The sequence below is a fragment of the Sandaracinus amylolyticus genome (assembly GCF_000737325.1).
Taxonomy (GTDB): Bacteria; Myxococcota_A; Polyangia; order Polyangiales; family Sandaracinaceae; genus Sandaracinus; species Sandaracinus amylolyticus.
Map to the genome: position 1 here is coordinate 3,826,762 of NZ_CP011125.1, position 18,912 is coordinate 3,845,673.

Genomic DNA, 18,912 nt, shown 5'->3' on the forward strand with positions numbered 1-18,912 from the left:
CCGCGCGGTAGTGGGCGCGACGGTCTCGCTCACGCTCGCCCTGGCGGGCCCTGGCTGTGGTGGGAATTCCGCGGTGGGAGACACACCGCGCGGCAGCCGCGGTGACCAGGCGGTGCGCGAGCAGTGCAACCCGCAGGGCCGCGAGGTGCGCGCGGTCGACGTGGACAACGACGCGAACCCGGACATCCGTCACGTGTACGAGGGCGGCGTCGAGCGCTGCGCCCAGTACGACATGAACTTCGACGGGATGATCGACGTGACGCGCTTCTTCGCCGAGGACGGCTCGACGCCGATCCGCGAGGAGCACGACTTCGATTTCGACGGGCGCCTCGACCAGATCTCGTACCTCGAGAACGGCGTGGTCGTGCGGAGCGAGCTCGACACGAACTTCGACAACGTGATCGACACCTGGCTCTGGTGCGAGGGCAACCTGCTCTCGCGCAGCGAGCGCGATCGGCGCCACGGCGGACGCCCCGACACGTGGGAGGAGTTCGAGAACGGCGTGCTGCACGAGGCGCGCTACGACGAGAACAACGACGGTCAGCCCGACCGCTGGGAAGTGTTCGAGCGCGGTCGCCTCACGCAGATCCGTCGCGACACCGACGTCGATGGCCAGCCCGATCAGACCGAGGACATCCCGGCGGACGCCGCGGGTCAGGCGGAGACGCCGATGACGTGCGACGGCTCGGAGGCCGCGGCCGTCGACGAGCCGGCTGCGCCGCCGCCCCCCGCGCCTGCGACGACGACCACGGACACCGCGACGAGCGGTGGCGAGACGCCGGCTCAGGAGGGCACGGGCACCACGCAGCCGGGCGACGCGGGCGCGCAGCCCTTCGGAGGAACGCAGTGACGAGCGCGCGCTTCGTGGTGATCGCCGCGGCGATCGCGGGCATCGTCGTCGCGGGCTGCGGCGGCAGCAACGAGAGCACACGCCGCACGCGCCGCACGCGCGCGTCGTCGGCCTCGGGCAGCGCGACCGCGGAGGACGGCGGGCGCTGCGACGTGAGCGGCACCGATCGCGAGGTCTCGGAGTACGACACCTCCGGCGACTCGCGGCCCGACGTTCGCCGCGTGTTCCGACGGGTCGGCGATCCGCCGATCACGCGCCTCGTGCTCTCTTGCCGCGAGAGCGATCTGAACGGCGACGGGACGAAGGACGTCGTCCGCTACTACAACGACGAGGGCCGTCCGCTGCGCGAAGAGGCGGATCGCAACTTCGACGGTCAGATGGACACGATCACCGTCTATCAGGACGGGCGCGTCGTGCGCACCGAGATCGATCAGAGCGGCGACGGTCGCGTCGACACGAAGGTCTTCTACGACGACGACGGCGCGGCGATCCGCACCGAGCGCGACCTCGCCGGTCGCAGCACGGCCGAGACGTGGCGCCCCGATCGCTGGGAGTACTTCGAGAACGGCCGCATGGTGCGCATGGGCACCGACGTCGACGGCGACGGGCGCGTCGATCGATGGGATCGCGATCACGAGTACGCGCCGCCTCCCGGCGAGAGCGACTCGGCGACCGCGGGCTCGGACGAGAGCTGAAAAGAGCGACATGGCTCGAGAGAGACTCCAGAAGATCCTCGCGCACGCGGGGGTCGCGTCCCGTCGTGCGGCCGAAGGGCTGATCGCGTCGGGGCACGTTCGCGTGAACGGGCGCGTGGTCACCGAGATCGGCAGCAGCGCCGATCCGCGGAAGGACAAGATCGAGGTCGACGGCAAGCGCGTCGTCCTCGAGAAGCCCGCGTACTTCGTGCTGCACAAGCCGCGCGGGGTCGTGAGCACGCTGAGCGATCCCGAGGGACGGCCGCACCTCGGTCAGTACCTCGCGCAGCTCGGCGCGCGCGTGTACCCGGTCGGGCGTCTCGACTTCCACACGAGCGGCGTGCTGCTCGTGACGAACGACGGCGAGCTCACGGACGCGCTGCTCCATCCGCGCAAGGACGTGCCGAAGATCTACGTCGCGAAGCTGCGCGGGCACGTGCAGGTCGAGGATCTCGATCGGCTGCGCAACGGCGTGGTGCTCGACGACGGGCACAAGACGAAGCCCGCCGAGGTGTTCGTGCTGCGCGAGGAGGACCGCAACACGTGGGTCCAGATCACGCTGTACGAGGGGAAGAACCGGCAGATCCACCGCATGGGCGATGCGATCGGGCATCCGGTGCTGCGCCTCGCGCGCGTGTCGTTCGCGGGGGTGACCGCGGAAGGGCTGCGGCCGGGCCAGTGGCGCGAGCTGGACGCGCGCGAGCTCGAGAAGCTGAAGAAGCAGTACATCACGCCGGCGCGCCGCGCGCGTGATCGCGCGGGCTCGATCGAGAGCGTCCCTGACGAGCGCGAGGCGCCGGCGAAGCCGCGCGCGCGTGGTGGCGCGAGCGAGGCGCCGGCGAAGCCGCGCGCGCGTGGTGGTGCGAGCAAGGCGGCAGCGAAGCCGAGCGGCGCGAAGCGCGGCGCAGGACCGATGCGTGCGCGCGCGGACGAGGGCGCGAAGCGGGAGCGCGGAGCGGCGAGCGCGAGTCGCGGGAAGAGCGCGCGTGCGCGCGGTGACGAGGGCGCATCGAGCGAGCGCGCGACGAGCAAGCGATCGCGCTTGACGCCTCGTGGGCGCTGACTATAACAGCGCTCCACCTGACGCGGGGTGGAGCAGCCTGGTAGCTCGTCGGGCTCATAACCCGAAGGTCGTCGGTTCAAATCCGGCCCCCGCAATCAACCTCTCTCGCATCGATACACACCCGTCGCGGGGTGGAGCAGCCTGGTAGCTCGTCGGGCTCATAACCCGAAGGTCGTCGGTTCAAATCCGGCCCCCGCAAAGCAACGAATGCAGTCCAGAACGCCGCCCCTCGGGCGGCGTTCTGCGTTTCTGGGATCTTCTTCTTCGACCAGGAGATCGCGCTTGTCGTTCCGCGCGTACTTCGCCCGCGTCACCGTCTCGAGCGATGAGATCCTGAAGGACTGGCGATGGCTCGTGGGGCCGTCGCGCGAGGTCTGGCGCGTGACGACGTGGGGCGACGCGATGCTCCGGGATCGCGACGGCTCGATCGATCTCCTCGATCTCTCCGAGGGCGTGCTGCTGCGGATCGGCGGGAGCGAGGCGGACGTCGAGCGCGCGCTCGAGCGGGTCGAGGTGCAGGACGAGTGGCTGCGCGCGTCGCTCGTCGATCGCCAGGCGCGGCTCGGGATGCGCCCCGGCGTCGACGAGTGCCTCGCGTATCGCGTGCCGCCGATCTTCGGCGCGGGCTTCGGTCCCGAGAACGTGGAAGTGCGGCCGATCGTGCCGCACTTCGCGTTCACGGGGCAGCTGATGCAGCAGGTGAAGGCGCTGCCGGCGGGCACGCAGATCGCGCGGCTGACCGTCGACGGGAACGATCCGGGCACGCAGGCGCCGAAGCGACCGTGGTGGCGCTTCTGGTGATCGCGTCGACGCGTGGATCGACGAATCCATCTGTTCGGTCGCGCCGCGCGATCGCAACGTCGGGCGCATGAGACACGTCATCGCTCGGCTTCTGTCGGTGCTCTCCGCGATCGCGCTCGCCTCCGGCTGTGGTGGCGCGCAGCAGACCTCGTCGACGACGACACCTCCGGTCGCCGCGATCCCGCTGCAGGACGCGCCTTCCGCGCCGGAGACGCTGCTCGTCGAGAGCGACGACTTCGAGCCGAACGGCGCGCTCGCGATGCAGCAGGTGTTCGCCGGGTTCGGATGCACAGGCGAGAACCGCTCGCCCTCGCTGCGCTGGAGCGGTGCGCCCGAGGGCACGCGCAGCTACGCGATCGTCGTGCACGACCCCGATGCGCCGACCGGCGTCGGGTTCTTCCACTGGGTCGTCGTCGATCTCCCCGCGAGCGCGACGTCGATCGAGTCCGGCGCCGCGTTGCCCGAGGGGGCGCGCGCGCTCCACACCGACTTCGGCGGGCCCGGCTACGGTGGACCTTGCCCGCCCCCCGGTCCCGCGCATCGCTACGTGTTCAGCGTCTACGCGCTCGACGTCGATCACCTCGAGCTGCCCGACGGCGCGACCGGCGCGCTCGTGCGCTTCGCGATCGCGCCGCACGTGCTCTCGTACGGTCGGCTCGTCGGGACGTTCGCGCGCTGATCACGTCGTCGCGGGCGTGAGCGCGCCGCGCGTCGCCAGCGCACGCCCGAGGAACAGCGGATTGCCGACCACGTAACGGCGCGCCATGCGTCGCGGCTCCATCAGGAGCCGCCACGCCCACTCGAGCCCGACCTCGCGCCATGCGTCGGGCGCGCGCGCGATGGCGCCCGAGAACATGTCGAAGAGGCCGCCCACGGTGAGCACGGTGACGCCACCCGCGTCCGCGAGGTGCCGCCATGCCCAGAGCTCCTGGCGCGGGCTCCCCATGCCGACGAGGACGATGGCGCGACCGAGGTCGCGCACCCGCGCGGCGATGTGCCGCGATCCCGCCTCTCCGAGGAACCCGTGCGAGACGAAGGGCACGTCGATCTCCGGGATGTCGGCGCGCAGCCGCGCAGCGCATCGCTCGGCGATCCCCTCGCGCGCGCCCACGAGCACGACCGGCACGCCTCGCTCTGCCGCGCGCCGACACAGGAGCGGGAAGAGGTCGGTGCCGTTCACGTTGTGGCGCAGCTCGACGCCGCGCATGCGCGCGGCGAGGCGCACGCCGATGCCATCGGGCAGCACCAGATCTGCGCGCGACAGCGCGCGGGAGAGCGCGTCGTCCTCGTAGGCGAGATTGAGCAGGTGCGCGTGCGCGAAGTGCACGATGCGCGCGCGATCGGCGCGCGGCGCGTCGACGATGGCGTGCAGCGCCTCGTCGACCGTGAGGTTGTCGACGCACGCCGACACGAGGTGCGGCCTGCGCTCGAAGACGAGCTCGCGCTCGGGCACGAGCGCGTTCGCGAGCGCGGCGCGCGCGACGACCTTCGTGTCGCTCCACCACGAGCGCTCGGGGCTCGCGAGGTATGTGCGCTCCGCTTCGACGAGATCGACGTACTCGATGCCGAGCAGGGCGCGCGCTTCGATCGGCGAGATCCATCCGCGCGGTGCGCCGTCGTCGGCGCGGCTGCCGACGATCGGGCTGGCGCCTCGTAGGACGGAAGTCAGCGTTGCACGCGGCAACAAGCGCATGTCGTGGCTCCTCCTGGCGAGCCGGATCCCGGCGCGTCGCGAGCGAGCGAGCGCGAGATCCGGTCTGGAGATCGGGTGGACGTGGAACAGCGCTGCTGGGTGCCGCGACCCAGTGCAGTGTTCGCGCCGAAGGTCCCCCGTGTCGCGACGGCTCGCGCGCCGCACCGGTTCCGCGCCCGAGGCGTCCAGAACGCCACGACGGCGGCGTGGTGCGCCTCACTCGCGACGTCCGAGCGCGTCACCACGCGACGTGCGCGCCCGCATCGGCGGGCGAGCGCGGCCGCGCGCGCACGTGGCGCTCGCCCGCAGGAGGGTGTTTCCCCGCGGGCACACCGCGGCATCGCCGATGTCACGCGCGCCCGGACGCGCCCGCCGGCGCGCTCACTCGACGCGGAACACCATGCCTGCGCGGCGCAGTCGCTCGACGAGCCGCATGCCCATCGTGCTCGCGGGCGTGCGGATGCCGCCCGGCGCGTCGAGCTGCGCGCCGTCGAGCGCGAGGCAGAGCGCCGCCTCGGAGAGCATCTTCGCGGTCTCGCCGTAGCCGGGATCGGCCTTGCCCTCGACGCGCCCACGCAGCGTGACCTCGCGCCCGTCGGCCGCGCGTCCTCTGCCGATCAGCCGGACGACGAAGTAGCCGCGCTCGCGCGCCTCGCGATCCGGTCCCTCACCGGGCTTCGGCAGCACGCGGTTCTCGAGGACGCGGCGGATCGGCTTCACGCTCGCCGCGGCCACGAACGCGCCGAGCCCCGCGGTCATCGCGCTCGCGAAGATCGCGCCCTTCGCGCCGCGGCCGGTGCTCATCGCCTCGGAGTAGCGGAAGTCGCGGCCGTACGCGAAGTCGAGCAGGTAGTTGCTGCGCCGCACGACGCGCGTGTTGATCGCGGCCATCACGAAGGGCCCGGTCCACATGCCGAGCTCGCGATCGAAGCGCACGCCGCGCTGATCGGAGCCGTCGCGCCCGCGCGCCTCGCGTGGTACGAGCGCGTACGGATCGCCCACGATGCGCAGCACCGAGCGATCGCGCGCGACTTCGTCGAGGATGTTCAGCATGCTCGCGATCGTCCCGCCGCTCGGCGCGCCGCGTGACTCGCCGGCGAAGAAGCGCACCTCGTCGAGGTGCCCGCCGTGCTGCGCGCGCATCGCGTCCTGCAGCATGAGCGTGCCGAGATCCGAGGGGATCGAGTCGAACCCGCAGCAGTGCACGATGCGCGCGCCGGTGCGCACCGCTTCGTCGTGGTGCCGCTCGATCATGCGACGGATGAACTGCACCTCGCCCGTGAGATCGCAGTAGTCGGTGCCGTGGCGCACGCACGCGGCGACGAGCTTCTCGCCGTACTTCGCGTAGGGGCCGACGGTGGTGCACACGACCTCCGCGCGCGACGCGACGTTCGACAGCGCGGCTTCGTCGTTCGCGTCGGCGACGAGGATCGGCCAGTCGCCCGCCTTCGGATGCACGTCGCGAAGCGAGGCGCGCACGCGCTCGAGCTTCGCGCGATCGCGGCCCGCGAGCGCGATGCGCACGTCGGTGTCGCCGTGGTGGCGCGCGAGGTGCTCGGCGACGAGCGCGCCGGTGAAGCCCGTCGCGCCGAAGAGGACGATGTCGTGCTCGCGGGAGCGATCGCGGGTGCGTGGAAGGGTCGCGGTCATGGCCGCGGAGCGGAGCACGACGCGCGCGCGAGGTCGAGCCCTCTGCCGTCCCAGTCGACGATCGCGCGATCGAGGCGCTCGGGATCGACCAGCGCGCAGACCCAGCGCTCGTGGTGATCGCGCGTGCGGCCCGCGCCGAGGATCCACGTGACGACGATCTCGCGCGTCGGAGCGCCCTCGGGATGCAGACGGAGCGTGATGCGGAACGTGCGGCGCCGGTTCACGCGACCGGCGCTGCGGCCGATCCGCACGAGCTCGGCGCGCATCGGGATGCCGCGGGCGAGGATGCGCGAGAGGCTCGCGGCGCTCCGCAGCGCGTCGATCGCGAAGAGCGCGAACATCGCGCTCGCGAGAGACGTCGCACCGAGCGCGATCACGACCTCGACGAGCGGCGGCGGATGATGCGCGAGCAGGTCGAGCAGCGCTGCGATCGTGAGCACCACCGCGATGACGCCGAAGACGAGCGCGGGCACCGCCATCGCGGCGGCGCCGAGCCAGTGGGTGTTCCGGATGGAGGAGGGATCCGAGCGCATCGGAGGCGCGCGTACTCACGCCCCGTGCCGCCCCGGATCGTCCAATTTCCGCGAGTTTCAGGCGCTCTGTCGCCGTGCGCGCACGTGCGGCGGCGTGCGATCAGCCCTCGACCATCGCCTGGACCTTGAGCCCGCCGAGATCGGTGAGGAACGCGCTCTTCAGCGGCAATCCCGTCGCGTACGCGAGCTTGCGATCGTGGGCTGCGATCGTGAGCCGTACGTCGTCGCCGAGCGCGCGCCGCAGCTGACCGAGGCCGCGGTGCAGCGCGCGCAGATCGGGCCCCGGGCCGAGCCGCTCGCCCCACGGCGGGTTCGTGACGACGCGCGGGGTCGCGCCGCGCGTGACGCCCGGACCGATCGCAGACGCGGCCGTCGAGAGCGCGCCGACCTCGAACGTGATCGCATCGAGCACGCCCGCGCGCTCGGCGTTCGCGCGCGCCGCGTCGATCGCCTTCGCATCGCGATCACGCGCGACGATGGTGGCGACGCTCGGACGCAGCCGCGATCGCGCGCGCTCTCGTGCCTGCGCCAGCGCCACACCATCGTCGAGCGCGGTGCGCTCCATCGCGAAGCCGCGCTCGAGGCCGGGCGCGTGACCCATCGCGATGCGCGCCGCCTCGATCGCGATCGTGCCCGAGCCGCACATCGGATCGACGAGGAGGCTCACCCCGTCCCAGCCCGACGCGATCACCAGCGCGCGCGCGAGGTCCTCGCGCAGCGGCGCGCGATGTGGATCGAGCCGATACCCGCGGCGGTGCAGCGCGTCGCCCGACGCGTCGATCGAGATCGTGCAGCGATCCTCGAAGAGCCGGACGACGATCGGGATCTCGTCGCCGCCCTTCGGATCGTCGCCGAGGCGTGCTCGGATCGCGCGCTCCACGCGCTCGGTGATCGCGCCGGTGTGGAACACACGCGAACGCTGCGCCGTCGCGCGCACCCGGCGCGGCACGTCGCGTCGCAGCCATCCCGACCACGGCAGCCGCGCGACGTGCTGCTCGATGCGATCGAGATCCTTCGCGTGGAACGACGCGACGCGCACAAGCACGTGGCTCGCGAGGCCGAGCTCGACGAGCAGCGTCGCGAGCGTGTCGCGATCGCCGCTCGTCTCGACGCCACCGCGCTCGACGTGCGGCTCGCAACCGAGCGCGCGCATCTCCTCCGCGAGCAGCGGCTCGAGCCCGGGCGCGCACGCGACGAAGATCGCGAGCTGCATCAGGGCTCCGCGCTCGAAGGCTGCTCGGGCGCGGGCGCGCGCAGCAGGTCGCGCACCTCGGCGAAGCGCTCGTTCGGCACCGTGATCGCGAGGTCGTAGTGCGCGATGCGCCAGCGCCCGTCCTCGCCTCGCAGCAGCACCGCGCTGCCGCGCGCGGGGCCGAGGTTCACCGTCTCGAGATCCTCGTCGAGCCACGCGACGTCGCCGCGCACGAGCACGTCGCGGCGCACGGCGCGCATGCGCCACCCTCGTCCCGCTTCGAACGCGGGATGCGCATACTCCCGGAACTGCTGAGGATTCCAGCGCTCCGTCGCGTCGGTCCCCAGGAAGATCGCGTCGTCGGTGAGGTGCGCGAAGTAGCGCGCCTCGTCGGAGCTCGCGGCCGCGTCGTGCCAGTCGTCCATCACCGCGTCGATCGCCGCGCGCTCGTCGGCGCTCGCGTCGTGGACGACCGGACGGGGGCACGACGCGCACGCGCCGAGCACGAGGACGGAGAGCACGAGGAGCGATCGCATGAGGCGCGCTTCGTACCACGCGCGCGTCATGTGATCGCGCGGCGTGGGCTTATGCATCGTCGAGAATGGCCGCAGCAGCTCCGGTGGACGCCGACGTGGTGGTGATCGGCTCGGGCGCGGGAGGGCTCGCGGCGGCGGTCGCGCTCGCGCAGGCGGGCCGGCGCGTGCTCGTGCTCGAGCAGCACTACCTGCCGGGCGGATGGTGCCACTCGTTCCCGCTCGGCGGGTTCCGCTGGAGCCCCGGCGTGCACTACATCGGTGAGCTCGCGCCGGGGAAGATGGCGCGCCGCATCTACGAAGGGCTCGGGCTCGGCGGTGATCTCGCGTTCCACGAGCTCGATCCCGAGGGATACGACGAGGTCCGCGTCGGGCCGCGCGAGCGCTTCGCGATCCCCGCGGGACGCGAGGCGCTCGTCGATCGTCTGAGCGCGCGCTTCCCGCAGGAGCGCGAGGGCATCGCGCGCTACGTCGAGACCACGTCGAAGATCGGCGCGGGGCTCGCGACGCTGCTCGATCTCGATGGACCGCTCGACGCGCTGACCCTCCCGCTGCGGGCGCCGACGCTCGCGCGCTGGGCGATGCGCTCCGCGAAGTCGCTGATCGATGCGCACGTCGAGGACCCGATGCTGCGCGCGATCCTCGCGGCGCAGTCGGGCGATCACGGGCTGCCGCCTTCGCTCGCACCGGCACCCCTGCACGCGGCGGTGTTCGGTCACTACGCCGATGGTGGGTACTACCCGGAGGGCGGCGCGGCGTCGCTCCCGCGCGCGTTCATCAAGGCGCTCTCGCGCGCCGGCGGATCGATCCGCGTGCGCACCGCGGTCGATCGCATCCTCGTCGAGCACGGCCGCGCGATCGGCGTGCGCCTCGCGGACGGTCACGAGATCCGCGCGCCGCTCGTGATCAGCAATGCCGATCCGCACGTCACGTTCGGGCGGCTGCTCGCGCCGGAGCACGTCCCGGCACGGCTTCGTCGCAAGCTCGCGCGCACGGGGTACTCGACGTCGGCGATCTCGCTGTTCCTCGCGGTCGACGTCGATCCGCGTCGCTTCGGGCTGAGCTCGGCGAACGTGTGGTGGTTCGAGGACGACGACGTCGACGGCATCTATCGACGTGGGCTCGAGCCGTGGGGCTGCGAGCTCGGAGACGTGCCGTTCCTCTTCCTCAGCGCGACCACGCTGAAGGATCCCTCGAAGCGATATCGCGACCCGCAGACGCGGCGCGAGCAGCACACGCTCGAGGGGTTCACGCTGATCGGCTACGACGCGTTCTCGACCTGGGCCTCGACGCAGCACGACGCGCGTCCCGAGAGCTACGAGGCGCGCAAGCGCGAGCTCACCGCGCGCATGCTCGCCGCGGTGGAGCGCGTCGCGCCCGGGCTCACGCAGCACGCGACCTTCGTCGAGCTCGGCACGCCGCTGACCAACGAGTTCTACGTCGCCGCGAGCTTCGGGAACATGTACGGCACCGCGAAGACGCGCGATCAGATCGGCCCGTTCGCGTGGCCGATCACCACGCCGATCGGAGGCCTGCTCTGCTGCGGCGCGAGCACGCTCTCGCACGGCGTGATGGGCGCGACCATCTCGGGGCTCGTCGCCGCGCGCACCGCGCTCGGATGCACGTTCGACGATCTGCTGCCCACCGGTGGGCCCTCGATCCGGATCGGGCCCGCGTCGATCGACGAGGTCGCGCGCGCGGCGTCCTGAGAACGCATTGTGGCGTCGCGCGACGGTGCCCAGATGCGACGCCGGAGTCGGAACACAGCGTGTCCAGCGAGAACTATCACGAGCCGCTCGAAGAGCTCACCGCGCCCACGCGCGATCTACACCGCGCGATCTCCTCGCTGATGGAGGAGCTGGAGGCGGTCGACTGGTACCAACAACGAGTCGACGCGACGAGCGACGCAGACCTCGCCGCGATCCTCGCGCACAACCGCGACGAGGAGATCGAGCACGCGATGATGGTGCTCGAGTGGATCCGTCGCCGCTTCCCGAAGTTCGACGAGAACGCGCGCACGTACCTCTTCTCGCAGGGCGCGATCACCGAGGTCGAGGCGCAGAGCGCGCACGGCGGAGGCGAGGCGCCCCGCGAGCCGAGCGCGACGACGGACGCGTCGGGATCGCTGGGCATCGGAAGCCTTCGGGCGGGAGCGGGACGATGAACCTGCTGAAGCGAGAGCTGGCGCCGATCACGCCGGAGGCGTGGGCGCAGATCGACGCCGAGGCGCGTCGCGTGCTCAACCTGCACCTCGCCGCGCGCAAGGTCGTCGACTTCAAGGGCCCGCTCGGATGGGAGAAGGGCGCGGTGAACACCGGGCGCCTCTCGACCGTCGACGCGCCGCTCGACGACGTGAGCGCGCGCGTGCGCGTCGTGCTGCCGCTCGTCGAGCTGCGCGCGTACTTCGACCTGCCGATCGACGAGCTCGACGATGCGTCGCGCGGCGCGGACGATCTCGACTTCAAGCCGCTGATCGAAGCGGCCGCGCGCATCGCGCGGGCCGAGGATCACGCGGTGTTCAACGGCTACGCGGCCGCAGGGATCCGCGGCCTGATCGAGGCGAGCGAGCACGCGCCGGTGTCGCTCGCGCACGCCCGCGAGCTGCCCTTCGCGGTGGTCGAGGCGAAGGAGGCGCTCCGGCGCGCCGGCGTCGACGGCCCGTACGCGCTCGTGCTCGGGCCGAGGCTCTACGACGAGAACCAGGCCGCGGCGGAGGATGGCTATCCGATCCGCAGTCGCGTCGAGCCGCTCGTCGATCGCATCGTGTGGGCGCCGGCGCTCGAGCACGGCGCGCTCGTGTCGATGCGCGGCGGCGACTTCGAGCTCACCGTCGGACAGGATCTGTCGATCGGGTACGCGTCGCACGACCAGAGCCGCGTGCGCTTGTACCTCACCGAGTCGCTCACGTTCCGCGCGCTCGAGACGAGCGCGGCGGTGCCGCTGCGTCGCACCTGACCCCGCGCGAGCGGGCGCACGGCGCGATTCGTCCCGTCGTGACGCGAGCGCTCACGAGCTTCACGCGAAAGCTCCGCAGATCGTCAGCCCAACGCGCGGCACGTTCGCTGCTCTTCAGCGCGCGGGGGTACACGAAGATGAACCTGCCGATCGAGAGACGCCCCAGCGAACGTCCGCGCGCGATGCGAGCGCGGCTCGCGCCCTCCGTGGCGTCGACGGCCATCGCGTTCCCGCGCCATCGCTACACGCAGGCCGAGCTCGCCGACGCCGCGCAGCGCGTGTTGCCCGAGGGCATGCTGCGCGACGGAGCGCTCCAGCGCTTCTTCGCGCGCGTCGGCGTCGAGCAGCGCTGTCTCGCGCTGCCCGCCGAGCGCTACGGCTCGCTGCACGGCCTCAAGGAGCGCAACGACGCGTGGCTCGAGGTCGCGATGGAGCTCGCCGAGGAGGTCGTGCAGCGCGCGCTCGACGAAGCGGGCCTGCAGGCGAGCGACGTCTCGATGCTCGCAACGACGACCGTGACCGGCATCGCGGTGCCGTCGATCGACGCGCGCCTCATGAACCGGCTGCCGTTCGATCCGAGCCTGAAGCGGCTGCCGCTCTTCGGGCTCGGGTGCCTCGGCGGCGCGGCGGGGCTCGCGCGGGTAGCGGAGTACCTGCGCGCGTACCCCGAAGAAGCGGCGATGCTCGTCTCCGTCGAGCTCTGCTCGCTCACGTTCCAGCTCGACGACATCTCGGTCGCGAACCTCGTCTCGACCGGGCTCTTCGGCGACGGCGCGGCCGCGGTGCTGCTCGTCGGCGCGCACCATCCGCTCGCCGACCGCGCGCCGCGACCGACGGTGCTCGCGAGCCGCTCCGCGTTCTTCCCGGACACCGAGCGCGTGATGGGCTGGGACGTCGTCGACGCGGGCTTCAAGGTCGTGCTCAGCCCCGACGTGCCGAAGGTCGTCGCCGCGCACGTGCGGCCCGCGATGGACGGTTTCCTCGCGGAGTACGGGCTCTCGCGTCGCGACGTCGAGCGCTGGGTGATGCATCCCGGTGGGCCGAAGGTCATCGACGCGCTCGAGCAGAGCCTCGAGCTCGCGCCCGACGCGCTCGAGCCGACGCGACGCAGCCTCGCGGAGGTCGGTAACCTTTCGTCGGCGTCGGTCCTCTGTCTCCTCGACGAGCATCGTCGCGCCGCGCCCGCGCCGGGCGCGCACGGCGTGCTGATGGCGATGGGCCCCGCGTTCTGCGCGGAGATGGTGTTGCTGCGCTGGTGATCCGAGCGAGGGGGACGCGATGAGCTCGCGGGTGGCGTTCACGATCCTCGTCGCGCTGGTCGCGACACAGAGGCTCTGGGAGGTGCGGCGCAGCGCGTGTCACGAGGCCGCGTTGCGCGCCGCGGGAGGGCGCGAGCACGCGCCCGAGCAGATGCCGTGGATGCGCGCCATCCACGCGGGATGGCTCGCCTCGATGATCGTCGAGGTGTGGGCGCTCGATCGCGTCGCCCCGACGTGGCTCGCGGCCCTCGCGTTCGTCGTGTTCCTCGCCGGGCAGGCGCTGCGCATCGCCGCGATGCGCGCGCTCGGTCCGCGCTGGACCGTGAAGGTGATCACCGTGCCCGGCGAGGTCGCGATCTCGCACGGCGTGCTCGCGCACGTGCGGCACCCGAACTACCTCGGCGTCGTGCTCGAGATCGCGGCGCTGCCGCTCGTGCACGGCGCGTGGCTCACGTCGATCGTGTTCTCGATCGCGAACGCGATCCTCCTGCGCGCGCGCATCCGCGCCGAAGAGGCCGCGCTGCGCGCCGACGCCTCGTACGAGACCGTCCATCGCGATCGTCCGCGCTTCATCCCGGGGGCCCATGCCTGAACGAACCGATCGACCCGTCGTCGTCGTGGGCGCAGGCCCGGTCGGGCTCTTCGCCGCGCTCTGTCTGCTCGCGCGCGGCGTGCGTCCGTTGGTGCTCGAGAAGCGACGCGAGCCGCGCCCCGGATCGCGATCGATCGGCGTGCACCCGCCCTCGCTCGAGCTGCTCGACGCGCTCGGGCTCGGGCCCGCGTTCCTCGCGCGCGGCGTTCGGGTGCGGCGCGGCCACGCGTTCGGCGCGTCGGGCGAGATCGGCACGGTCAGCTTCGCGAGCTGTCCGGGCGCGCACCCGTACGTGCTCACGATCGCCCAGGAGGACACCGAGTCGATCCTCGCCGACGCGCTCGAGACGCGCGCGCCGGGCGCGCTCCAGCGCGGCGTGGAGCTCGTGTCGATCGCGCCGCACGAGCACGGCGTCGAGCTCGTCGTCCGCGACGATCACGGCACGCGCACGATCGACGCCGCTGCGATCATCGGGTGCGACGGCCGCCGCAGCGCGACGCGCGTCGCGTCCTCGATCGCCTCGCTCGGGCTCACCTACGAGGGCGCGTACGCGATGGCCGACTTCCCCGACACCACGCGCTTCGGGGACGACGCCGCGATCTTCCTCGGCGCCGGCGGGCTCGTGGAGTCGTTCCCGCTGCCGCGCCAGTGGCGGCGCTGGGTCATCCGTCGCGACGCCGAAGGGCAGGGCGACGTCACGATCGAAGAGATCGCGGACACCGTCGCACGCCGTACCGGACATCGCCTCCCGCGCAACGAAGCGCGCGCTCCGAGCGCGTTCCGCGCCGAGCGTGCGCTCGCGACCGAGCTCGCGCGCGGTCGCGTCGCGCTCGCAGGCGACGCCGCGCACGTCGTCAGTCCGATCGGAGGGCAGGGCATGAACCTCGGATGGCGCGGCGTCGCGACGCTCGCCGACGCGCTCTCGGGCGCGCTCGCACGCGGCGACGATCCCACGAGCGTGCTCGCCGCCGATGCGATCACCCGAGCGCGCGCCGCGCGCGCCGCGACCCGACGCGCCGAGCTCAACATGTGGCTCGGACGCCCGACCGCGCGCGCCGTCGATCGCGATCGCGTCGTCGCGGCGCTCCTGCTGCAGCCCGTCGCATCGGTGCTCGCCCGCGCGTTCACGATGCGCGGCCTCGAAGCCGGGGTCTGACGCGGTGCCGCCGCACCGCCCGCTCGCGCTCGATCACGTCCCCGAGTTCCCGCACGCGTCGTTCGCGCACATCGCGCACGCGCTCCACGACGCGCTCGCGCCCGATCCGCGCGGCTTCGATCCCTACGCGCTCGATCGCCGCGATCCCGCGCTCGTCCGCGAGGCGCTCCCCGCGCTCGAGTGGTTCTCGCGGCGCTACGTGCGCCTGCGCGCGTCCGGCCTCGAGCACCTCCACGCCGCGCCCGCGCTGCTCGTCGCCAACCACAACGGCGGCGTGATGGGCCCCGACCTCTTCTGCACGATGGCGACGCTGTGGCGCACCCTCGGCGCCGACGCGCCGCTCTACGCGATGGCGCACGACTTCGCGATGCGCCGCGTGCTCCCGCTCGGGCGTCTGCTCCAGCGCATCGGCGCGATGCGCGCCGACCCCGCGAACGCGCTGCGCGTGCTGCGCGACGGAGGTCGCGTGCTGGTCTACCCGGGCGGCGATCTCGACGCGTTCCGACACTTCCGCGCGCGCGATCGCATCGTGTTCGGCGCGCGCGTCGGGTTCGTGCGCATCGCGCAGACCGCGCGCGTCCCGATCGTCCCCATCGTCACCCAGGGCGCGCACCGCAGCGCGCTGATCGTGCACGAGGGCGAGTGGCTCGCGCGCGCGCTCGGGCTCACGCGATGGAGCCGCCTGCAGCGCTTTCCCATCGCGCTCGCGCTCCCGTGGATCGTCGCGCCCGGCCCGTGGATGCCCTACTTCCCGCTCCCGTTCACGATCCGCCTCCGCGTGCTCCCGCCGATCGACGCGCCACCCGACGCCGATCCCGCCGCGATCCGCGACGACGTCGTCGCGCGCATGCAAGCCGCGATGGACGACCTCTCCGGAGCGCGGCGATGACCGAGATCGAGCGCACGCCGATCGAGGGCGGCGCGTTCGCGTGCGTCGCGCACGACGGTCCGCGCGATGCGCCCGCGGTCGTCGTCATCCCGCCGCTCGGCATGCCCGCCGCGGTCGTCGATCCCTTCGTCGCGCACCTCGCGACCGCACTGCGCGTCGTCACGATCGAGCTGCCGGGCGCGGGCTACGCGAGCGGTGCGCGCGCCGGCTGGGGGACGCGCGATCTCGCGCGCGCCGTCGAGCAGGTCCTCGCGGCGCACGCGATCCCGCGCGCGCACCTGTTCGGCATCTCGCTCGGCGGGATGATCGCGCAGTGGGTCGCGATCGATCACGCCGAGCGCGTCGATCGCCTCGTCCTCGCGTCGACCGCCGCGCACGGCATCGGCGCCGCCCTCACGAACCTCCCCGCGAAGATCGTCCTCGCGAAGGCCGCGCTCTCGCCCGAGCCCGGCGCCACGCTCGCGCGCGCGATCGTCTCCGACCACGTGCGCGAGGATCCCGACGCGATGGGACGCATCGAGGCCGCGATCGCCGAGCAGCCGCGCGACGCCGAGGAGATCGCGTGGCTCGCCGCGGCCGCGGCCGCGCACGACACGCGCGCATGCCTCGCGACGATCCACGCACCGACGTTGATCCTCACCGGCGCGCGCGACGCGCTCATCCCGTCCTCGGTGCAAGACGACCTGCACGCCGGCATCACCGGCGCCCAGCGCGTCACCATCGACGACGCGGGCCACGACGTCGTCCTCGATCAGCCGCGCGCGACTGCGGACGCGGTGCTCGCGTTCCTGCAGCGCGCGTGATCCCCCGCGCGCCGCACCGGCGCCACGCCCGGCGCACGGAGCGCCCTCCGCTCCACACGCCGATCAGCGCTGCGCTGCCGTCGCGCGACGAGGACGCCCGCGGAGCCGCAGCGCGAGCTCGATCAGCGCGAGCGTGAACGCGTCCGCCGCGTCGTCGGCGCGCGGCCCGGCGCCGCGCTCGTGCGCATCGCGCCAGCCGCTTCGCGCCGCGAGCGCTCGCAGCACCGCTCGGGCGAGCTCCGCGTCGGGCCGCACGTGCCCGATCACGCTCGCGAGCTCGCCGACGACCCGCTCGAGCTGCGCCTCGAGCGCGCGCCGATCGGTCGTCGGTCCCGCATCGTCGATCGCGGTCTGCAGCGCGAGGAAGCGCTCCGCGAGCCGGCGGAGGCGCGCGTCGACGAGGCTCAGGACGGGGGCGCTCACGACCAGGACAGCTACGCACCGGTCGACGGACGTCCAGCGACGGAAGGGCCTCTGCGCGCGGGACCCACGAGGGAGACGAGCACGTTCCTGGCCCGCCATCTGCTTCGTCTGTGTGGCATGAGCCTTCTGGCCCGTCTGACGGAGCTCCGCGCCCGTCGCGTCGGTCGCGCGCTGCTCGAGATCCAGCAGGGCATCGACGACTGCGTCCTCGACCCGGGCTCGTGCGACGAGACGCAGTTCGAGCGGCTGTGCGTCCTCCGCGAGCTCGCGATGATGCAGATCGAGCACCTCTCCCGGCGGGTGAGGCGCGATAGGACGCTCCGCGGCGCGCTGGAGGCCGTGTGCCGCGCATACCAGAGCTGGGCCGACGAAGAGCCCGGCACCGAGCGGGAGCCGGAGTGCGCGGACGAGCTCGCGAGCCGCATCGTCGAGCTGCGCGAGACCATCGACCGCGTCGAGGCCGCCGAGCGCCCGCCCGAAGCAGCCGCGCCCGTCGTCATCGCATCCCTGCGCCGCTGACGTCGCGCGCGGCCCCCCGGCTCACGCTTCGACCGTCATCGACTTGATCGCGCTGCTGCCCGCGAGGTCGCGCGTCACCACCGGCACGCCCGCGAGCGCTCGCTCCTCGCCCGCCCTCGTCCGCAGCACCGGCGCCAGGAGCGGGGCGGCGAGCACGCAGTGGATGCGCACCGCCCGCATCAGCTCGAGCGCCTCGTCCACGCGCTCGGCCACCAGCACACACGCGCCGTGGAGGAAGAGGTCCAGCACCAACTCGCTGCGCACCCCTTCGTCGGGCTCGACCACCAACAGGGTCACTCCAGTGAGCTCGTACACCTCTCGTCAGATGGGCGCCGCGGACCCTCCCGTCACCCCTGGTCTCGGGGGGGCACGCGCCAGAACGCGTTGCGCGTCTCGCCGCAGCGCACCTCTTCCCAGCCCGCGCGCTGCGCGCGCTCCCAGTCGACGCCCGAGCGCATGCCCCAGTGGTCCACCGGGCCTTCGCACTGCGACATCAGCTCGCCGCGCACGATCAGCCCCGCGGCCTCGTACAGCGCGAGCCAGCGGTCGCGGTAGGCGCCCCACGGTGCGTGCCGCACCACGCGCGCTTCACCTCGTCGTCGGATCGTGATGACGCTCGGCCAGCCGTCCGGACGACGGCCGTCGCGCCGGAGGTGTGCGACCCAGGCGCGCGGGTCGCGCCGCTCGCGGTCGAACACGCGGTTCGAGTAGGCGCGCGCCGCCCATGTGAACGACGCGCCCGCGCGCCGCGCGCGGCTCGTCAGCACGTCGTGGATCGCCGCGCACTCCTCCGGGCTCCCGCTCAAGCCGATCTCCGACGCGCACACGCGCGCGAGCGCGAGCTGGGCGTCGACTCGCTCGGGGCGCGCCACCGCGGCGCGCTCGGTGGTCGCGACGAGCTCGGTCTGCTGCGCTTCGACTGCGGCGCTGCTCCCGGCCCCGAGCGCGAGCCCTCCGGCGAGCACCAGCGCGACCCGTGTCTTCCCTCGCCGTCGGCGCGTGTGACGGCTGCTGGCGGTTCTAGTCGTACTGAACGGAAGGTCGGTCATGGCGCCGTGGGATGAGCACCAGCGCGCGCCGTTGCAAGGAAACGTGGCGTATGGCCACGGGGGTCCAACTACCTGGGCCTACACGTCGGACATGTGGACAACGTTCTGCAAGCCTGCGCGAACGTGGCGGGAATCGGCGATATGCGATGCGCCAGTCGCATGAGGAGTTTTCTCACGGTGCGCCCGTGACACGAGCTCTCGACGCCGTCGGCCGGACGGTTGCAACCGGTCTCGCGCGAGGGTAGAGCGCGGTCCTC

The 18,912-nt window shown here is 72.8% G+C and carries 22 protein-coding genes and 2 tRNA genes; 16 read left to right on the top strand and 8 right to left on the bottom strand.

Features of this window, described 5'->3' with window-relative positions; translation table 11 throughout:
- Positions 1-73 precede the first annotated feature (73 nt).
- The 7 genes from DB32_RS16315 (at position 74) to DB32_RS16345 (ending at position 4,088) form a co-directional block, all read left to right on the top strand.
- Positions 74-850, top strand: coding sequence for a hypothetical protein (locus DB32_RS16315; RefSeq protein ID WP_053233387.1), 777 nt, complete (start codon positions 74-76; stop codon positions 848-850).
- Positions 847-1,545 carry a hypothetical protein gene (locus DB32_RS16320; RefSeq protein WP_053233388.1) on the top strand — a complete coding sequence of 233 codons (699 nt, stop codon included), beginning with the start codon at positions 847-849 and terminating at the stop codon, positions 1,543-1,545. The genes DB32_RS16315 and DB32_RS16320 overlap by 4 nt, the downstream gene beginning before the upstream one ends.
- A gap of 10 nt (positions 1,546-1,555) precedes the next feature.
- Positions 1,556-2,608: a pseudouridine synthase gene (locus DB32_RS16325; RefSeq protein WP_075097535.1), complete on the top strand. Its 1,053-nt coding sequence runs from the start codon at positions 1,556-1,558 to the stop codon at positions 2,606-2,608.
- A gap of 21 nt (positions 2,609-2,629) precedes the next feature.
- Positions 2,630-2,703 (top strand) — tRNA-Met (locus DB32_RS16330).
- Between the two features lie 30 nt (positions 2,704-2,733).
- Positions 2,734-2,807 (top strand) — tRNA-Met (locus DB32_RS16335).
- Positions 2,808-2,890: 83 nt separating this feature from the next.
- The gene (locus DB32_RS16340) at positions 2,891-3,409 is read left to right on the top strand and encodes a hypothetical protein (RefSeq protein ID WP_053233389.1); all 519 of its coding nucleotides are present in this window, start codon (positions 2,891-2,893) and stop codon (positions 3,407-3,409) included.
- A 67-nt stretch (positions 3,410-3,476) separates the two neighbouring features.
- Positions 3,477-4,088, top strand: coding sequence for a YbhB/YbcL family Raf kinase inhibitor-like protein (locus tag DB32_RS16345; RefSeq protein WP_083457419.1), 612 nt, complete (start codon positions 3,477-3,479; stop codon positions 4,086-4,088).
- On the opposite strand, the gene DB32_RS16350 is transcribed toward DB32_RS16345, so the two are convergent.
- The 5 genes from DB32_RS16350 to DB32_RS16370 form a co-directional block, all read right to left on the bottom strand.
- Entirely contained in the window at positions 4,089-5,102 is a 1,014-nt protein-coding gene (locus tag DB32_RS16350) for a WecB/TagA/CpsF family glycosyltransferase (RefSeq protein WP_053233390.1), read from the bottom strand.
- A gap of 381 nt (positions 5,103-5,483) precedes the next feature.
- Positions 5,484-6,752 carry a saccharopine dehydrogenase family protein gene (locus DB32_RS16355; protein ID WP_053233391.1) on the bottom strand — a complete coding sequence of 423 codons (1,269 nt, stop codon included), beginning with the start codon at positions 6,750-6,752 and terminating at the stop codon, positions 5,484-5,486.
- Positions 6,749-7,285 carry a hypothetical protein gene (locus tag DB32_RS16360; protein ID WP_053233392.1) on the bottom strand — a complete coding sequence of 179 codons (537 nt, stop codon included), beginning with the start codon at positions 7,283-7,285 and terminating at the stop codon, positions 6,749-6,751. Before DB32_RS16360 ends, DB32_RS16355 begins: the two co-directional genes overlap by 4 nt.
- Before the next feature lie 100 nt (positions 7,286-7,385).
- Positions 7,386-8,498: a THUMP domain-containing class I SAM-dependent RNA methyltransferase gene (locus tag DB32_RS16365; protein WP_053233393.1), complete on the bottom strand. Its 1,113-nt coding sequence runs from the start codon at positions 8,496-8,498 to the stop codon at positions 7,386-7,388.
- A complete protein-coding gene (locus DB32_RS16370; RefSeq protein WP_240481212.1) occupies positions 8,498-9,070 on the bottom strand; it encodes a nuclear transport factor 2 family protein in 573 nt (190 codons plus the stop codon). Before DB32_RS16370 ends, DB32_RS16365 begins: the two co-directional genes overlap by 1 nt.
- A gap of 8 nt (positions 9,071-9,078) precedes the next feature.
- On the opposite strand from DB32_RS16370, the gene DB32_RS16375 reads away from it, so the two are divergent.
- The 8 genes from DB32_RS16375 (at position 9,079) to DB32_RS16410 (ending at position 16,664) form a co-directional block, all read left to right on the top strand.
- Complete coding sequence (locus DB32_RS16375; RefSeq protein WP_157069093.1) at positions 9,079-10,719, top strand: phytoene desaturase family protein; 1,641 nt, start codon at positions 9,079-9,081, stop codon at positions 10,717-10,719.
- 59 nt (positions 10,720-10,778) lie between these two features.
- Complete coding sequence (locus DB32_RS16380) at positions 10,779-11,174, top strand: encapsulin-associated ferritin-like protein (protein ID WP_053233396.1); 396 nt, start codon at positions 10,779-10,781, stop codon at positions 11,172-11,174.
- Positions 11,171-11,965, top strand: coding sequence for a family 1 encapsulin nanocompartment shell protein (locus tag DB32_RS16385; protein ID WP_053233397.1), 795 nt, complete (start codon positions 11,171-11,173; stop codon positions 11,963-11,965). Before DB32_RS16380 ends, DB32_RS16385 begins: the two co-directional genes overlap by 4 nt.
- Before the next feature lie 206 nt (positions 11,966-12,171).
- Positions 12,172-13,224 carry a type III polyketide synthase gene (locus DB32_RS16390; protein WP_240481213.1) on the top strand — a complete coding sequence of 351 codons (1,053 nt, stop codon included), beginning with the start codon at positions 12,172-12,174 and terminating at the stop codon, positions 13,222-13,224.
- Positions 13,225-13,243: 19 nt separating this feature from the next.
- A complete protein-coding gene (locus DB32_RS16395) occupies positions 13,244-13,816 on the top strand; it encodes an isoprenylcysteine carboxyl methyltransferase family protein (RefSeq protein WP_053233398.1) in 573 nt (190 codons plus the stop codon).
- Positions 13,809-14,972, top strand: coding sequence for an FAD-dependent oxidoreductase (locus DB32_RS16400; RefSeq protein WP_053233399.1), 1,164 nt, complete (start codon positions 13,809-13,811; stop codon positions 14,970-14,972). Before DB32_RS16395 ends, DB32_RS16400 begins: the two co-directional genes overlap by 8 nt.
- Positions 14,973-14,976: 4 nt before the next feature.
- On the top strand, positions 14,977-15,861 hold the full coding sequence (locus DB32_RS16405) for a 1-acyl-sn-glycerol-3-phosphate acyltransferase (protein WP_053233400.1): 885 nt from the start codon (positions 14,977-14,979) through the stop codon (positions 15,859-15,861).
- Positions 15,858-16,664, top strand: a complete 807-nt coding sequence (locus tag DB32_RS16410; RefSeq protein ID WP_053233401.1) for an alpha/beta fold hydrolase — start codon at positions 15,858-15,860, stop codon at positions 16,662-16,664. Before DB32_RS16405 ends, DB32_RS16410 begins: the two co-directional genes overlap by 4 nt.
- A gap of 63 nt (positions 16,665-16,727) precedes the next feature.
- Here DB32_RS16410 and DB32_RS16415 read toward each other — a convergent pair whose 3' ends face one another.
- Positions 16,728-17,087, bottom strand: coding sequence for a hypothetical protein (locus DB32_RS16415; protein ID WP_053233402.1), 360 nt, complete (start codon positions 17,085-17,087; stop codon positions 16,728-16,730).
- Between the two features lie 117 nt (positions 17,088-17,204).
- Here DB32_RS16415 and DB32_RS16420 point away from each other — a divergent pair, with 117 nt between their 5' ends.
- The gene (locus DB32_RS16420) at positions 17,205-17,606 is read left to right on the top strand and encodes a hypothetical protein (protein ID WP_053233403.1); all 402 of its coding nucleotides are present in this window, start codon (positions 17,205-17,207) and stop codon (positions 17,604-17,606) included.
- 21 nt (positions 17,607-17,627) lie between these two features.
- On the opposite strand, the gene DB32_RS16425 is transcribed toward DB32_RS16420, so the two are convergent.
- Positions 17,628-17,903 carry a hypothetical protein gene (locus DB32_RS16425; protein ID WP_157069094.1) on the bottom strand — a complete coding sequence of 92 codons (276 nt, stop codon included), beginning with the start codon at positions 17,901-17,903 and terminating at the stop codon, positions 17,628-17,630.
- Positions 17,904-17,953: 50 nt separating this feature from the next.
- Complete coding sequence (locus DB32_RS16430) at positions 17,954-18,655, bottom strand: hypothetical protein (protein ID WP_157069095.1); 702 nt, start codon at positions 18,653-18,655, stop codon at positions 17,954-17,956.
- Positions 18,656-18,912: the final 257 nt, after the last annotated feature.

Coding starts and splice junctions, on each gene's coding strand:
- DB32_RS16325 (WP_075097535.1), top strand. CDS start 1,556: ATGGCTCGAGAGAGACTCCAGAAGATCCTCGCGCACGCGGGGGTCGCG.
- DB32_RS16345 (WP_083457419.1), top strand. CDS start 3,477: ATGAGACACGTCATCGCTCGGCTTCTGTCGGTGCTCTCCGCGATCGCG.
- DB32_RS16350 (WP_053233390.1), bottom strand. CDS start 5,102: ATGCGCTTGTTGCCGCGTGCAACGCTGACTTCCGTCCTACGAGGCGCC.
- DB32_RS16355 (WP_053233391.1), bottom strand. CDS start 6,752: ATGACCGCGACCCTTCCACGCACCCGCGATCGCTCCCGCGAGCACGAC.
- DB32_RS16360 (WP_053233392.1), bottom strand. CDS start 7,285: ATGCGCTCGGATCCCTCCTCCATCCGGAACACCCACTGGCTCGGCGCC.
- DB32_RS16365 (WP_053233393.1), bottom strand. CDS start 8,498: ATGCAGCTCGCGATCTTCGTCGCGTGCGCGCCCGGGCTCGAGCCGCTG.
- DB32_RS16370 (WP_240481212.1), bottom strand. CDS start 9,070: ATGCATAAGCCCACGCCGCGCGATCACATGACGCGCGCGTGGTACGAA.
- DB32_RS16375 (WP_157069093.1), top strand. CDS start 9,079: ATGGCCGCAGCAGCTCCGGTGGACGCCGACGTGGTGGTGATCGGCTCG.
- DB32_RS16385 (WP_053233397.1), top strand. CDS start 11,171: ATGAACCTGCTGAAGCGAGAGCTGGCGCCGATCACGCCGGAGGCGTGG.
- DB32_RS16395 (WP_053233398.1), top strand. CDS start 13,244: ATGAGCTCGCGGGTGGCGTTCACGATCCTCGTCGCGCTGGTCGCGACA.
- DB32_RS16400 (WP_053233399.1), top strand. CDS start 13,809: ATGCCTGAACGAACCGATCGACCCGTCGTCGTCGTGGGCGCAGGCCCG.
- DB32_RS16410 (WP_053233401.1), top strand. CDS start 15,858: ATGACCGAGATCGAGCGCACGCCGATCGAGGGCGGCGCGTTCGCGTGC.
- DB32_RS16420 (WP_053233403.1), top strand. CDS start 17,205: ATGAGCCTTCTGGCCCGTCTGACGGAGCTCCGCGCCCGTCGCGTCGGT.
- DB32_RS16430 (WP_157069095.1), bottom strand. CDS start 18,655: ATGACCGACCTTCCGTTCAGTACGACTAGAACCGCCAGCAGCCGTCAC.